Below are 15225 nucleotides of genomic sequence, written 5' to 3' on the forward strand. Positions count from 1 at the left end.
ACCCTCCTAATGTACCAATGTTTTATGTCGGTCAATTCGGAAAGACGAGAGCAGGTTTTCATCTGGTCTGCCATCCAATAAATCAGCCACCAGCGTACCTGTAACCGGGCTTAGTAAAATTCCGTTCCGGTAATGTCCGGCTGCAATGAACAATCCTTTCCATAATGGATGTTCACCTAAATAAGGGAGGCCATCTCCAGTTTGGGGTCTAAGACCAGCCCAAACCCGCTCCCAAGGGGCATCCTTGATTTGTGGAACCAATTGACTGGCTCTTTCCACTAATGTAGCAATTCCGCTTGGTGTCACTCTTTTATCAAATGTGTGATCAATTTGGGTAGCACCTATTAAGATTTCACCATTGCGTTTTGGGACCAAGTAACATCGCTTATCCGAAAAAATAGTTCTGTTTATAATCGGTAAATCTGTCTTAACAGAAAAGCACTCCCCCTTGACAGGATAAATTGATAGATCCCGCCCAGTTTCACGCATTAGCTTTGAAGCCCATGCCCCGGTGGCAAGGACAACCTGGTTACAATCGATATTTCCTAAAGTGGTTTTAACCCCGTTGACTCGGTCATTTTCATAGTTGAATGAGTATACCTCTGTGTTTTCCAGAATGGTCGCCCCGAATTGTTCAGCGGCCTTTGCAAAAGCCTTTGATAATTTAGCTGGCTGGACATGACCATCGTTAGGGATGAACATCCCGCCAGCAACGTCAGGGGAGAGGAAGGGTTCCAATTCTCGTATACTATGAGAATCAAGCCATTCTATTTCTGAATCCCAAAGTCGTTGAAACGCTGCCTGTTGTTTAACTTCTTTTGCTATTTCTTCTGTTTCGGCAATTTTAATCATGCCTTTACGAACAAACTCAATATCAATTCCGGTAATCTCAAATAACTCGTTTGAGAGGGAAGAAAACATTGCCTGGCTTTTTAAAGCTAATTGAAAAAAGGGACCATCTTCTTCAATCTCTGCTTGTGCTGCCAGCATTCCGGCAGCGGCACTGGATGCTTCACAAGCCAAATGGTTCTTCTCAATCATAACCACTTTTTTCCCAAGCTTTGAAAGTTGATAGGCAATAGAACTCCCGTTTATTCCGCCGCCAATAATGGCAACATCAAATGAATTTTTCACCTTTTACCATCTCCATCCTTTAATGCACGTACATATGCTTTTACTGCCATAATAGGATCGCTTGAATCTAAAACACCGGACATAACCGCAATACCATTTGCGCCGGCTTGAATGACTGGTTTAGTATTTTCAGGTGTGATCCCGCCAATGGCAATGACCGGAATAGGCAGTTTAGCTACCCTTGATAATTCCTCTATACCTTTTGGTGTCTTGCCTAGTTTAGAGAGGGAAGGGTAGACGTGACCGAACAGAACGTAATCTGCACCATCCCGCAGGGCATTTTCCCCATCCTGAAAAGAGTGAATGGAACTTCCAACTCTTAAACTTGAAAACTCTTTTTTTACAATCGCTTGATCCAAACTATGATAGGCTAATTGGACCCCTGCGACTTTTGCAGCGATAGCAACATCCACCCTGTCATTTATCATGATTTTTGAAAGGGGGATGTCCTTAGAAAGCAAATCAACCGCTTGAAAAAGTTCCCGTGCTGTTTTTTGCTTTTCCCTTAAGTGAATAGATGTCACATCAGGGTGAATATCGATTAAGATTTCCCGTAACTGCTCGATTGGCATCTTACCGTTTGAAATGATATGTAACTCTTTAACATTTGTTAAAATTCGCGTCACCTCTTTAGAAGATTCCGCTAATTGACCTAGTGAAAAACAAAAAAACCACTTTCCGATGTTTAGAAAGTGGTTTGGTCATTTGAAAGAGATAAGAACGCATTCAAATATCCTGTTTTCCACTTCCCTACGCTGGTATAACCCAGATCAGGTTCATAGAGTCCCGAAGTAGTACTTCAATCTCAGCCCTTTAAAAAGGCACCTCTAGCGGATTTATTTTCCATATAAATTTGTAATCATTTCCTGCATGTATAATATTATCAACATTGTTTAAAATGTCAAATAATTTTATTTAGTAAAAAGTCTGTATCTTTTGCTGTCATCGGTTAAGCTTTTTATCTGAATTAGCGTATAATGAATAGGTAAAGGCTCCATCTTCGCTATTACCATGATAGCCACTTATATGAGTTCCGCTTATTTTACAGAAATTTAACAAGGATATTTTTCATTTTTAACAAATTATATACGTATGTATTTATAAGGGGAAGGAGTGGAAAGAATGAAACATCAGAAAACTTTTTTTGTAATCGACGACCTGATTTTTGAAGTCGAGAAACCAGAAATAACCTTAAAGAAAATTAAAGTAACACAGGTGAAATTTGAAAATGAGGAGTATAAATTACTTAGAAAAAAGTTTGATGAAAATTTGTTTCATATTGAAAGAAAACCTGATGGATGGTTTATAACAGAGAAAGATAAGCCTTTTTAAGGAGTGATGAAGGCGTGGAAGATACGTTAATGGAAAATAATCCGTTACCTGCGGAGTTTTATAACCAGCCAACGCTTGAACTAGCAAGGGCATTACTCGGCTGCCTGCTTGTAAAAGAAACGGCAGAAGGAATGACGGCAGGTTATATTGTCGAGACAGAGGCTTACATAGGACCTGGAGACAGGGCTGCCCACAGCTATCAAAACAGGCGCACGAAAAGAACCGAAGTCATGTTCCAGCGTTCGGGACTTGCCTATACGTATTTAATGCATACCCACTGCCTTTTCAACGTGGTTAGCGGCGGGGAAGAAAAACCTGAAGCAGTCTTGGTCCGGGCACTTGAACCTGTGGCTGGTATCGAGCTTATGAAAAGAAGAAGAGGAATTGAGGTCCTGACCAATCTGACAAATGGCCCCGGAAAATTGACTAAATCAATGGGTATTACAATCGAGGACTATGGCCACACCCTGACTTCTTCCCCTTTATTTATTGCTAAGGGCATCTGTCCGGAAAGTATATCAGCTGGAAAAAGGATTGGAATTAACAATTCTGGTGAAGCAAAGGACTATCCATGGCGTTTCTGGGTGACGAATAATAAATATGTTTCAAGACATCAAAAAACCTTATCCTTTCGGTACATCGAATAGTGATTAGGTTTTTTTGTTCTAAAATGTATCCGTTTACATAAATTTCAATGTGAGCTTTTATTTCAAAGTGATGGATTAGTTTAAACAGTCTAAGGATAATCAGGCTAACGAGCTAGTTAAGGCACAAGTGAAGATGCTTTCACTACTATTGAACAGAAGGTGATAATGATCAAACTGACAGTAGTCATTGTCGGACCAGAACCGTTAGTCCATAAAATAAGCAAGATTGCCTCAGAATTTAAAGAACTTAAAACAACATCACTTTTCTATGAAAAGGTAGAGGAATCAGTAAAATTAGTTAGGGAACTCCAAGAACCGAAGGAGATTTATATTTTTGCTGGTCCAACACCTTTTTTTATTGCAAAAGAGACGATCCCCTTGGATGTAATCTCCTATTATATTCCGTTTGAAGGCTCGGATATCTATCGCCTTTTATTAGAGGTTTTTGAGATGTACCATCACTATCCGATCATTAGTTATGATATTGTCGAACCCCATTACTTAGAAGAAATCTATGAGGAAATGGGGATCTCTAGCATCCCCTATCAATTAATCACCTTTAACGAAGATCCAGTGGATAGTGATGGATTAGCAAACTATCACTTGAACTTATGGAAAGAGGGAAAAGTACAGGTGATTGCTACCACGCTAAATTCTGTCTATGAAAGATTAACATTCCTAAATATACCCGTTTTTTTAATCAAACACACAAATGCCAATATCCGAGATACATTACGCAAAGCGGTGCTAAGTGGGCTGAATCAGAAACAGGAAGAGGCTCAAATTACGGTCCTTCAATTTCAGATGTTCCAAGACGGGAGTGAACGAAATGACCGATTACAACAAGAATGTCTTTTTATAAAAGAAAGAATCGTAGAATTTGGTAACCTGCTGTTTTCAAGCACGAATTTATCGGATAACGAGATCATTACCCTTTATACAACCCGCGGTGTTTTTGAAAAAGTAACGAAGAAATGGAGCGATTTCTCCTTTTTAAAAGAATTAAATGAACTTTTTACCGTTACGGTTAATCTTGGAATTGGCTATGGAAATACGGCTGAAAGTGCTGCTTACAATGCAAGAAATGCCCTTGAATTTTCACTCAGAGAGAAGAGAGGGAGCAGTTTTTTAATTGATGCAGACAAAAGAATTTACGGACCACTTGGAACGGAAAAAACGGTGAATTATCCCTTACAAAAATCTAACGATAATCAGCAAAATTCATTAACACTTCGTAAATTTTATGCATGGTTGTCAATGATGCAAAAAAAAGAAGTTACCACAAGGGAATTAAGTATCGGGATGAATACAAGTGAACGCCATGCAGCAAGAATTTTAAAAAATTTATGTGAAAAGAAGATTGCTAACATCATAGGGAAAGAGTCGTTACATCAAAAAGGACGGCCACGGATTGTGTACGAAATTGATTTTACAGAATTAGCAAAACTAGTGAATGAAGAAGGAAATCCAAATCTTGATCCATACTTGTTAACACCCTAACATTTACTGGGATGAGCCAAATAAAGGGTGCCATCATTGCAGGCGTTATCGTAAATTATTATGTTAGATTACCTTACCAGATAATGGAATGCACTTCCTATAAGGAAGATAATCAATCTAGAACGTAAATTAAAGACATATAAAAGACATTAGGTTAGCGCATAGCAAATAGGAGGAAATCTCAGATTAGGAAAATAGGAGAAAAAAGCCTTTGCAGACAGCTAGTGAGAGGAAAGGGGCGGAAATAAGATGATGGAACAACAAAAAATTTTAATCAGCGCCGAACGATTACAATCCACGCTTGAGCAATTTGCTAATTTCGGCCGTACCGAAAACAATGGCGTAACTCGTTTAGCCCTATCGGAGGAGGATCGTTTAGCGAGAGATTACTTTATTTCATGCTGTAAAAAGTTAGGGATGATGGTTGAAATTGACGATATGGGGAATATTTATGCGACATTAGCAGGGATTGAAAATATGCCGCCGCTTGTAATTGGCTCGCATTTAGATTCAGTCAAAAAAGGCGGACGGTTTGATGGCGTATTAGGGGTAGTCGCAGGTTTAGAAGTGGCCCGCGCGTTGGTTGAAAATAATGTTAAGCCCCGGATTCCGCTTGTCATTGCCGATATCACAAACGAAGAAGGAGCCAGATTTGAACCATCGATGATGTCATCTGGAGTATTGTCGGGAAAATTCGATAAAGCCGCTATGCTCCAGAAAAAGGATGTCGATGGTATCACGTTTAAAGACGCATTACAGTCGATTGGCTATGTTGGTAAGGAGGAATCTCGTTTAAAGAAAGCTGCGGCCTTTTTAGAATTACATATCGAACAAGGACCGATCCTTGAACGGGAATCTTTATCAATCGGGGTAGTGGAATGTGTGCTGGGAATGGTTTGTTATGAAATCACCGTAACAGGGGAATCGGACCATGCCGGAACCACTCCAATGGATATGAGAAAGGATGCACTCTTTGCGGCAAATAACTTAATTACCGAAGCCCGCCAAAAGCTTAGGGCTCTAGATAAGGATTTAGTTTTCACGATAGGACGGATGAATGTCCTGCCAAACATTCACACCGTTATCCCTAATAAAGTAGTTTTTTCACTAGAGGCTAGACACAAAGATCCAGCGGTAATCAAGCGAGTAGAAGAGATTATTGTTGGTCTTACACAATCCTCGGGAAATGAAGGCTGTGATATTCGAACCGAGAAATTATGGGATCGTTCTACTGTATTATTTGATAATGATCTATGCGATTTATTAGAGAATGCTGCTAAGTCATTAAACTACTCGTATAAACGAATGGATAGCGGCGCCGGTCATGACGCTCAATTTCTAGCAAGTTATATTCCAACAGCGATGATTTTTGTTCCAAGTATCAATGGAAAGAGTCATTGTGAAGAAGAGCTTACTACTTGGGAAGATTGTGCCAAGGGAGTAAATGTCCTGTTGGAAACGGTTTTGTCGTTTTAACCAACAATCTTTAAAGGAGGTTTTGGCAATTGGCTGTTATCAATCATTTGAACATCTCAACTGAAGATTTAAGTCTGAATTTTCGAGAAATAGTCCCTGAATTAACCAAGCAGGAAGCAGTTGAAGAGGCGAATCGATGTCTCTACTGCTACGATGCACCTTGTATAAAAGCATGTCCAACAGGAATTGATATCCCGTCGTTTATTAAGAAAATCACTTCTGGGAATTTAAAAGGATCTGCCAAAACGATTCTAACGGCAAATCCGATTGGTGCTAGTTGTTCACGCGTTTGTCCAACAGAGGAATTATGCGAGGGCGCCTGTGTCCTGAACCATTCTACTAAGCCCATTATGATTGGGAACCTGCAGCGTTATGCGACCGATTGGGCGATCCGGAATGAACAATCCCTGTTTACAGCTGGAAAGGAAAATGGAAAAACCGTGGCCATTGTTGGCGGGGGACCAGCAGGATTGTCTGCTGCAAGGGAACTAGCACTGCTTGGGTTTAAGGTTACTATTTTTGAAGCAGAAGAAATGGCAGGTGGAATAAACACCTATGGAATCGTACCATTCCGACTGCCGCTTACCATCTCCTTCTGGGAGGTAAAGCAGATTGAGAGCTTAAATGTTGAAATCCGCACCGGCACAAGAGTTGGGCAAGATATAGCAGTTGAAGAAATAATGAATAACTATGATGCTATTATCCTCGCGATTGGTATGTCCAAAGTTCCGGAATTGGAGATAAATGGTGAGGATTTAACAGGAGTGTTTGACGCGATTGAATTTGTTAAAGAAACGAAAACTAAACCACTAACTACACAGCTTCTAGGAAAAAAGGTTGCCGTAATTGGCGCAGGAAACACCGCCATTGATGCAGCAACCAATTCCATTCGCCTCGGTGCTGACAATGTCAAAATCCTCTATAGACGAACAAGAGAGGAAATGACTGCTTATCAATTCGAATATGAATTTGCTAAACAAGATGGCGTCGAATTTCGTTGGCTTACGGCACCTGTTAGAATTTTAGGTGATGAGCAAGGAAATGTTACCGGGATTGAATGTATCCGCATGGAGCTGACAGAACCAGGAGAGGATGGCCGCCGCCGGCCTGTTCCAATCAAAGGAACTGAATTTATCCTTGATGTCGATACAGTCATTAAAGCAAATGGCCAATCCAGATATGTGGAACTAATCGATCAGTTTCATTTAGAACATAACGGAGGCGTAGTCAAGATTCATCCCACTACCTATCAAACCTCCAATCAGAAGGTGTTTGCTTGTGGCGATGTTATTTATGGAAAGGGACTACAGGGGGATGCGATGGTCGTAACGGCTGTTCAACAAGGGAAAGAAAGTGCTTATGCCATCCATCAATTACTGAAATCTTCAGTTGTTGAAACAGAATAGGCTTACGGATAAAGAATAAAAGGAGGTAGGTTTATGGCAGATTTAAGGATTAATTTAGCTGGAATAACATCACCTAATCCATTTTGGCTTGCCTCAGCACCCCCGACAAACTCAGGATATCAAGTCCAACGTGCCTTTGAGGCCGGCTGGGGCGGTGCCGTTTGGAAGACATTGGGTGAGCCTATTATCAATACATCGTCCCGATTTGCAGCTGTGAGCTTTAATGGCCAAAGAGTAGCCGGCTTTAATAATATCGAACTGATTACGGATCGTCCTTTAGAAGTGAACCTGAAAGAAATAGCCGAAACGAAGAAGCGTTTCCCCAATCACGCCATCATCGCCTCGTTAATGGTCGAGCCGAAGCAAGAAAAATGGCATGAGATCGTAAAAAAAGTAGAAGCAGTTGGTGTCGATGGTCTTGAATTAAACTTTGGGTGCCCACACGGAATGGCAGAACGAGGGATGGGATCGGCCTCAGGCCAAGTACCAAGCCTAGTTGAACAACAAACCTATTGGGTAAAAGAAGTAGCGAAGACTCCGGTCATTGTAAAACTCACACCGAATATAACCGATATTACGGCAACGGCTGAGGCTGCGGTCAAGGGTCGTGCAGATGCCGTTAGTATGATTAATACGATTAATAGTTTAGCAGGGGTAGATCTTAATACCTGGAATACGATTCCACATGTTGCCGGTAAAGGTGCACATGGAGGTTACTGCGGGCCGGCCGTTAAACCGATTGCGTTACATATGGTGGGGGAGTGTGCCCGAAATCCTAGGATTAATATCCCGATCTCTGGGATTGGTGGAATCTCAAACTGGCAAAACGCTGTCGAATTCATGTTGATGGGTGCAAGCGGGGTCCAAGTTTGTACCGCAGCTATGCATCATGGCTTTAGAATCGTTGAGGATATGATTGAAGGATTAAATAATTATTTAGATGATAAGGGCATCGCCTCTGTCATGGATTTAATTGGTAAAGCGGTACCGAAATATTCTGACTGGGGCAATCTTGATTTGAACTATAGTGCGGTTGCCAAAATCAATAATGATGTTTGCATTCATTGCAATAAATGCCATATTGCCTGTGAGGACACTTCCCATCAATGTATCGATATGCTGAAGGATGAACACGGAAACAGCATCCTCAAAGTAAGGGAAGAAGACTGTGTCGGCTGTAATTTATGTTCCATCGTCTGCCCGGTAGAAGGTGCGATTGACATGATTGAAGTACCAAGTGAACTGCCGCCAATGACCTGGAATGAACGCCAGGCAGCGCTCGGGGCGCTTTCTTATGAAACCGATATTGTTAAAAAATAATAGACTCATATTCTAACAAAACAGGGAGGGTCATTCAGTATGAAAAAAGTAATTAAAAATGGAACCGTCGTAACAGCAGCCGATACCTATCGAGCCGATGTCTGTATTGAAAATGGAGTCGTCACGCAGATTGGCGAGAATTTACCTGCTTTAGAGGCAGAGGTTATTGATGCAAAAGGCTGTTACCTGTTCCCTGGCGGAATTGATCCCCATACCCATCTAGACATGCCATTTGGCGGAACTGTTACAAAAGATGACTTTGAAACCGGTACGATGGCAGCCGCTTTTGGGGGAACGACCACCATCATTGATTTCTGCTTAACGACCAAAGGGGCAACATTGAAAAGTGCCGTTGATACCTGGCATGCCAAATCAAAAGATAAAGCGGTCATTGATTATGGATTCCACCTGCAAATTGTTGAGATGAACAATGAAAAGCTAGCCGAGTTGCCTAAAATGATTGAAGAAGAGGGCATCACCTCCCTTAAAGTATTTATGGCCTATAAAAATCAGTTTCAAGCTGATGATGAAACCCTTTTTAAAACTTTGATTGCTGCAAGGGACCTTGGCGCCCTCGTCATGGTTCATGCGGAAAATGGCGATGTAATTGATTATTTAGTGAAAAAAGCCTTAGAAGAAGGAAATACCGACCCCATTTACCATGCGCTGACAAGGCCGCCGGAAGTAGAAGCGGAAGCAACAGGCCGAGCAGCAACATTAACCGAATTAGCAAAATCTCAACTATATGTTGTCCATGTTTCTTGTGCCGAAGCTGCCCGTAAGATTGCTGAAGCGAGGAGCAAAGGCGCCGATATCTGGGGAGAAACGTGCCCGCAGTATTTGGTATTGGACCAATCTTACTTAGAAAAGCCAAATTTTGAAGGAGCAAAATACGTTTGGTCGCCTCCATTACGTGAAAAATGGAATCAAGCCGAGTTATGGAATGCTTTAAAAACAGGACAGCTGCAGACCTTGGGTTCTGATCAATGCTCCTTTGACTTTGTCGGTCAAAAGGACCTTGGGAAAGGTGATTTTTCAAAAATTCCAAACGGTGGACCGATCATCGAGGACCGTGTAAGTATTCTGTTCTCCGAAGGGGTTAAGAAAGGAAGAATTTCCATTAACCAGTTTGTTGATCTTACCTCAACTAAGGCGGCTAAACTATTTGGTTTGTATCCAAAAAAAGGAACGATTGCCATAGGCGCTGATGCTGATATCGTCATTTTTGATCCAAATGTGGAACGCGTCATTTCAGCTGAAACGCACCATATGGCTGTTGATTATAATGCATTCGAAGGGTTCAAGGTAACTGGTGAGCCTGTATCTGTTCTATCGCGTGGTGATTTTGTGATCCGTGATAAACAGTTTGTTGGGAAACCAGGTGCAGGGCAGTTTTTAAAACGAGAGAAATACGGTTCAAATCAAAAAGCAGCATCGGAAAGAACGGTAACATTGTAAGAGACTGTATGGGGAAAAAGGGTTAAGGATTAAGATTCTTAACCCTCTGACGAGTGGGAGCAAAGGAAAGTTAAGGGAGGAGAAAAATGTCTGATTATCAACAGTATTTAAAAGAACGGGATCTTGTTGATTTTTACCTTCAAAAGGGGTATCAAATTAAAAATAGTACCGAAAATTTAAGCGGAGCCTTTGTACTTTTTGAGAAAAAAAACAGCAATGGCGAAATGGAAAGGGAAACGGTCCACCTATTAACTCCTGCGGCTCGGAAGTATTTTTCCGTGAGAGTGATTCAGCAACAAAACGACCAACCAGAAAGGGATGTAGGAGCATGATTATCGGCATACCCAAAGAGATTAAAAACAATGAAAATCGAGTGGGAATAACACCTGGAGGAGTATTTGAATTTATTGCCAATGGGCATGAAATTTGGATTGAAAACCATGCGGGAATGGGCAGTGGTTTCCCGAACGAGGAATACATGGCAGCCGGTGCCAAAATCGTTCAGACTGCGAAAGAAGCCTGGTCAGCAGATATGGTCATGAAAGTAAAAGAGCCGCTGCCAGAAGAATTTGAATTTTTTCGAGAAGGATTAATCTTATTTACTTATCTCCATCTGGCCCCAGAATATGATCTGACGAAAGCTCTTATGGAAAAGAAAGTAATCGCGATTGCTTACGAAACCATTCAACTCGAAAATGGATTACTCCCATTGTTAATGCCGATGAGTGAAGTTGCGGGCAGGATGTCGATCCAAATCGGTGCCCAATTTTTAGAAAAGCCGAAAGGTGGTAAAGGAATTCTACTTGGAGGTGTTCCTGGTGTTGCCCCGGCTGAGGTTGTCATTATCGGCGGCGGGATAGTCGGAACGAATGCAGCTAAAATGGCTCTTGGACTAGGTGCTAAAGTAACCATCTTGGATATTAATGCAAACCGTTTAAGGGAAATAGATGACCTATTTCAAGGACGGTTAACGACACTTATGTCCAATCCTTATAACCTTACTGAAGTTGTTAAAAAAGCAGATCTAGTGGTTGGTGCAGTTCTTATTCCTGGGGCACGGGCACCCAGACTTGTCACGGAAGACATGATAAAAACGATGCAGCCCGGTTCTGTTGTGGTCGATGTGGCAATTGATCAAGGCGGCTCCATTGAAACAATTGATCGGATTACTACTCACACAAACCCAACCTATGAAAAGCATGGCGTGGTCCATTATGCCGTTGCCAACATGCCAGGTGCTGTCCCTCGTACGGCAACCATCGCCTTAACAAATGTAACTGTTCCATACGGTATTGAGATTGCCAATAAAGGGATAGATCTTGCCGCATGTTCCAAACCTGCTCTAATGAAAGGAATCAATGTGATCGGTGGAAAAGTTACCTTTAAAGCAGTAGCAGATGCCCATGGATTTAGTTATACCAAGATCGATCAAATGATTAATAATGATAGTTTATCAGTTTAATCGGATAATCGAACATACAACCTTATATATCAAAAGGAGACCGTTTGAATGACAATTTTTACACAAGGAATCAAGCATTTAAAAAACTACATTGGCGGAGAATGGGTTGGCTCAAAATCTGCTAAAACGGAACTTGTTGTCAATCCAGCAACAGGGCAAGCAATTGCTGAAATACCGCTATCTACAAAAGAAGACGTTGATTATGCCGTTGCCGTTGCAGGGGTGGCCTTTAAAACTTGGTCACAGACACCTGTTCCTAGGCGGGCCCGAATTTTATTTAAGTATCAGCAGCTGCTTGTGGAAAATTCAGATGAATTGGCGAGGCTGGTCACAATAGAAAATGGGAAGGCTCTATCGGAAGCAGCGGGTGAGGTACAGCGTGGAATTGAGTGTGTTGAATTTGCTGCTGGTGCCCCTTCCTTCATGATGGGTAAACAGCTGCCCGATATTGCCACCAATCTTGAATCTGGGATGTATCGCTATCCTCTCGGAGTGGTAGGCGGGATTACTCCCTTTAATTTTCCGATGATGGTTCCGTGCTGGATGTTCCCGATCGCGATTGCCTGTGGAAATACTTTTGTATTAAAGCCATCCGAACGGACACCACTTCTTGCAGCTCGCCTCGTGGAATTAATGACGGAAGCTGGATTACCAAAGGGAGTCCTCAATATTGTCAATGGTGCTCATGATGTGGTCAATGGGCTGCTCGAACATAAAGACGTTAAAGCCATCTCATTTGTCGGTTCACAGCCTGTTGCCGAATATGTCTATAAAAAAGGAACAGCCAATTTGAAGCGTGTCCAAGCACTTTCTGGTGCCAAAAATCATTCGATCGTCTTAAAAGATGCAAACCTAGAGCTTGCGGCAAGGGAAATTACGAACGCTGCCTTTGGTTCCGCAGGCGAACGCTGTATGGCAGCGGCCGTAGTTGCTGTTGAAGAAAGTATTGCTGATGAATTGGTCCAGCGTTTATCTATGATAGCTGATGAAATCAAAATAGGGAATGGATTAACCGAGGGGGTTTTCCTTGGACCAGTCATTCGTGAGGGGAATAAGACCCGTACGATCGAGTATATCGAGTCAGGTATTACTCAAGGTGCTACACTGGTCCGGGATGGACGAAGGGATGAAGCGGTTAACGGTCCCGGCTTTTTCGTGGGACCAACGATTTTCGATCATGTGACGAAAGAAATGAAAATCTGGCAGGATGAACTTTTTGCACCGGTTCTCTCGATTGTTAGAGTCAAAGATTTAGCGGAAGCAATTGATGTGGCAAATGCCTCACCATTTGCGAACGGTGCCTGCTTATTTACTGATCGTGCTTCCGCCGTGCGTCAATTCCGAGAAACGATTGATGCAGGAATGCTCGGAGTTAATGTTGGGGTGCCAGCTCCAATGGCTTTCTTCCCATTTTCCGGGTACAAGGATTCGTTCTATGGGGATTTACATGCAAATGGCACAGACGGATTTGAATTTTATACAAGAAAGAAAATGGTGACAGCTCGATTTCAATAGGATGAGAGACAGTGTTGGTTTTTATGTACCTTCTACTTAATGCTGATTGCTTTCTAGGTCAATTAGAGAGCGGTTCATTGCCCGAAGAAAGGAAAAAGAGCCCTTCTAGGTCAATGAGAGAGCAGTTCATTGCCCGAAAAAAGGTAGTAGAGCCATTCTGGGTAAATGAGAGAGCGGTTCATTGCCCGAAAAAAGGTAGTAGAGCCATTCTGGGTTAATGAGTGAGAGGTTCATTGCCCAGAAAAAGGAGATAGAACCCTTCTCGGTCAATGAGAGAGTGGTTCATTGTCCGAAAAAAGGAAATAGAGCCCTTCTCGGTCAATGAGAGAGCGGTTCATTACCCAGAAAAGGAAAAGGAATCCTTCTCGGTAAATGAAAGAGCAGTTCATAGAACGATACGAAAAATGGCCAACCCAGGGTTAATGAATGACTGGTACACCCTATATATTTAACGGAAAAAACGTTCCCGTTTTCATTATAATCTTAAACAAAAGCCTGAAATTTCTAAACAGGAAGGACAATGTCCATGACCAAAAATAAAGCAGAGGTAATGCTCGAAAAAGACCGGCAATATTTATGGCATCATATGACCCCCTATAAAGAAAATGCCTCACCAACTGTTGCTGTTGAAGGAAAAGGATCGTGGATTACGGATATCCATGGCAATAAATATCTAGATGCCATGTCAGGGTTATGGTGTGTGAACGTTGGATACGGAAGAGAAGAGTTAGCACAGGCCGCATATGAACAACTAAAAAGCATGCCCTATTTTCCACTTTCACAAAGTCATATTCCGGCCATCAAGCTTGCAGAGAAATTGAACGAGTGGCTAGAAGGAGATTATGTAATTTTTTTCTCGAATAGTGGGTCGGAGGCAAATGAAACCGCCTTTAAAATGGCGCGTCAGTATCATCAGCAAAATGGAGAACCGACTCGTTATAAATTTATTTCACGTTATCGAGCGTATCATGGGAATTCAATGGGGGCTTTAGCTGCAACAGGCCAGGCTGTTCGAAAATTTAATTATGAACCACTGGCTCCAGGCTTTATTCATGTCAGCCCGCCGGATCATTATCGCCGTCCAGACGGGCAAACGATAGAACAATTTAATCTGCAATGCGCACTAGAAATAGAAAAAACCATCATTTGGGAAGGCAAGGAATCGATTGCTGCGGTCATTATGGAACCAGCTATTACTGGTGGAGGTATTCTAGTTCCGGAGCCAATTTATATGGAAAAGGTAAAGGAAATCTGCCAAAAGTATGGCATCCTCTTCATTATTGATGAGGTCATTTGCGGCTTTGGACGAACTGGGAAAAAATTTGGTCACATGCATTTTGACATCAAACCTGATATAGTCACCATGGCGAAGGGGCTAACCAGCGGGTATCTTCCTTTATCGGCTACTGCCGTTCGTCGTGAGTTATACGACAAATTCAAGAGTTCCGATGAATATGGTTTTTTCAGACATGTAAATACCTTTGGTGGAAACCCGGCAGCATGCGCAGTCGCTTTAAAGAATATCGAAATCTACGAAAAAGAAAACTTAGTGGAGCGTGCTCAACAATTAGGTAAACAGTTGAGACAAGAACTGAATGAACTCATGGATCATCCACTTGTTGGTGATATCCGTAGTTTTGGTTTCCTGCTTGGAATAGAACTGGTTGAAAATAAACAAACGAAGGAACCCGTCTCGCCTGCGAAAATTGATCAAATCATTGCTGAATGTAAAAGCAAGGGATTGATTATTGGTAAGAATGGGGCTACAGTTGCGGGGTTTAATAATATACTTACGCTATCTCCACCATTATCCTCAACAGATCAAGATTTGGCGTTTATTGTAATAACGTTAAAAGAAGTTTTCAGGAAAATCCTATAAGTAAAAAACGAAAACAGCTGCTTGCTCAGAATGGTTCAATTAAATAGGATTTTCCACTACCTGTATAGAATTAATTCTATACGGGTTTATTTTTGG

General features: G+C 41.8%; 14 protein-coding genes and 1 riboswitch. Of the genes, 12 read left to right on the top strand and 2 right to left on the bottom strand.

The features are described from left to right. Nucleotides 1-6: 6 nt before the first annotated feature. Both thiO and J7E81_RS05355 read right to left on the bottom strand, forming a co-directional pair. Nucleotides 7-1134, bottom strand: coding sequence for a glycine oxidase ThiO (gene thiO / locus J7E81_RS05350; RefSeq protein ID WP_215041067.1), 1128 nt, complete (start codon nt 1132-1134; stop codon nt 7-9). Then, nucleotides 1131-1760 (bottom strand): thiamine phosphate synthase, encoded by a 630-nt coding sequence (locus tag J7E81_RS05355; protein ID WP_308162142.1) that lies wholly within the window; start codon nt 1758-1760, stop codon nt 1131-1133. Before J7E81_RS05355 ends, thiO begins: the two co-directional genes overlap by 4 nt. 104 nt (nt 1761-1864) lie before the next feature. Continuing rightward, nucleotides 1865-1973: riboswitch (TPP riboswitch) on the bottom strand. A 283-nt stretch (nt 1974-2256) separates the two neighbouring features. Here J7E81_RS05355 and J7E81_RS05360 point away from each other — a divergent pair. The 12 genes from J7E81_RS05360 (at nt 2257) to J7E81_RS05415 (ending at nt 15129) form a co-directional block, all read left to right on the top strand. Further along, complete coding sequence (locus tag J7E81_RS05360) at nt 2257-2466, top strand: hypothetical protein (RefSeq protein WP_215041068.1); 210 nt, start codon at nt 2257-2259, stop codon at nt 2464-2466. Between the two features lie 29 nt (nt 2467-2495). Then, a complete protein-coding gene (locus J7E81_RS05365; RefSeq protein WP_215041226.1) occupies nt 2496-3113 on the top strand; it encodes a DNA-3-methyladenine glycosylase in 618 nt (205 codons plus the stop codon). A 165-nt stretch (nt 3114-3278) separates the two neighbouring features. After that, complete coding sequence (locus J7E81_RS05370; RefSeq protein WP_215041069.1) at nt 3279-4613, top strand: hypothetical protein; 1335 nt, start codon at nt 3279-3281, stop codon at nt 4611-4613. Nucleotides 4614-4865: 252 nt separating this feature from the next. Next, nucleotides 4866-6089, top strand: a complete 1224-nt coding sequence (locus tag J7E81_RS05375; RefSeq protein WP_215041227.1) for a Zn-dependent hydrolase — start codon at nt 4866-4868, stop codon at nt 6087-6089. A gap of 29 nt (nt 6090-6118) precedes the next feature. After that, a complete protein-coding gene (locus tag J7E81_RS05380; protein ID WP_215041070.1) occupies nt 6119-7495 on the top strand; it encodes an NAD(P)-dependent oxidoreductase in 1377 nt (458 codons plus the stop codon). 33 nt (nt 7496-7528) lie between these two features. After that, nucleotides 7529-8815: an NAD-dependent dihydropyrimidine dehydrogenase subunit PreA gene (gene preA, locus J7E81_RS05385; protein ID WP_215041071.1), complete on the top strand. Its 1287-nt coding sequence runs from the start codon at nt 7529-7531 to the stop codon at nt 8813-8815. Between the two features lie 39 nt (nt 8816-8854). Beyond that, nucleotides 8855-10273 (top strand): dihydropyrimidinase, encoded by a 1419-nt coding sequence (gene hydA / locus J7E81_RS05390; RefSeq protein ID WP_215041072.1) that lies wholly within the window; start codon nt 8855-8857, stop codon nt 10271-10273. Nucleotides 10274-10359: 86 nt separating this feature from the next. Beyond that, nucleotides 10360-10605 (top strand): hypothetical protein, encoded by a 246-nt coding sequence (locus J7E81_RS05395; RefSeq protein ID WP_215041073.1) that lies wholly within the window; start codon nt 10360-10362, stop codon nt 10603-10605. Then, the gene (gene ald / locus J7E81_RS05400) at nt 10602-11735 is read left to right on the top strand and encodes an alanine dehydrogenase (RefSeq protein ID WP_215041074.1); all 1134 of its coding nucleotides are present in this window, start codon (nt 10602-10604) and stop codon (nt 11733-11735) included. The genes J7E81_RS05395 and ald overlap by 4 nt, the downstream gene beginning before the upstream one ends. A gap of 48 nt (nt 11736-11783) precedes the next feature. Then, entirely contained in the window at nt 11784-13250 is a 1467-nt protein-coding gene (locus J7E81_RS05405; RefSeq protein ID WP_215041075.1) for a CoA-acylating methylmalonate-semialdehyde dehydrogenase, read from the top strand. 11 nt (nt 13251-13261) lie between these two features. Beyond that, nucleotides 13262-13468 (top strand): hypothetical protein, encoded by a 207-nt coding sequence (locus J7E81_RS05410; RefSeq protein WP_215041076.1) that lies wholly within the window; start codon nt 13262-13264, stop codon nt 13466-13468. Nucleotides 13469-13776: 308 nt separating this feature from the next. Continuing rightward, on the top strand, nt 13777-15129 hold the full coding sequence (locus tag J7E81_RS05415) for an aspartate aminotransferase family protein (protein WP_251028434.1): 1353 nt from the start codon (nt 13777-13779) through the stop codon (nt 15127-15129). Nucleotides 15130-15225 lie beyond the last annotated feature (96 nt).

Source organism: Bacillus sp. ISL-18, assembly GCF_018613415.1.
Classification (GTDB): domain Bacteria; phylum Bacillota; class Bacilli; order Bacillales; family Cytobacillaceae; genus Neobacillus.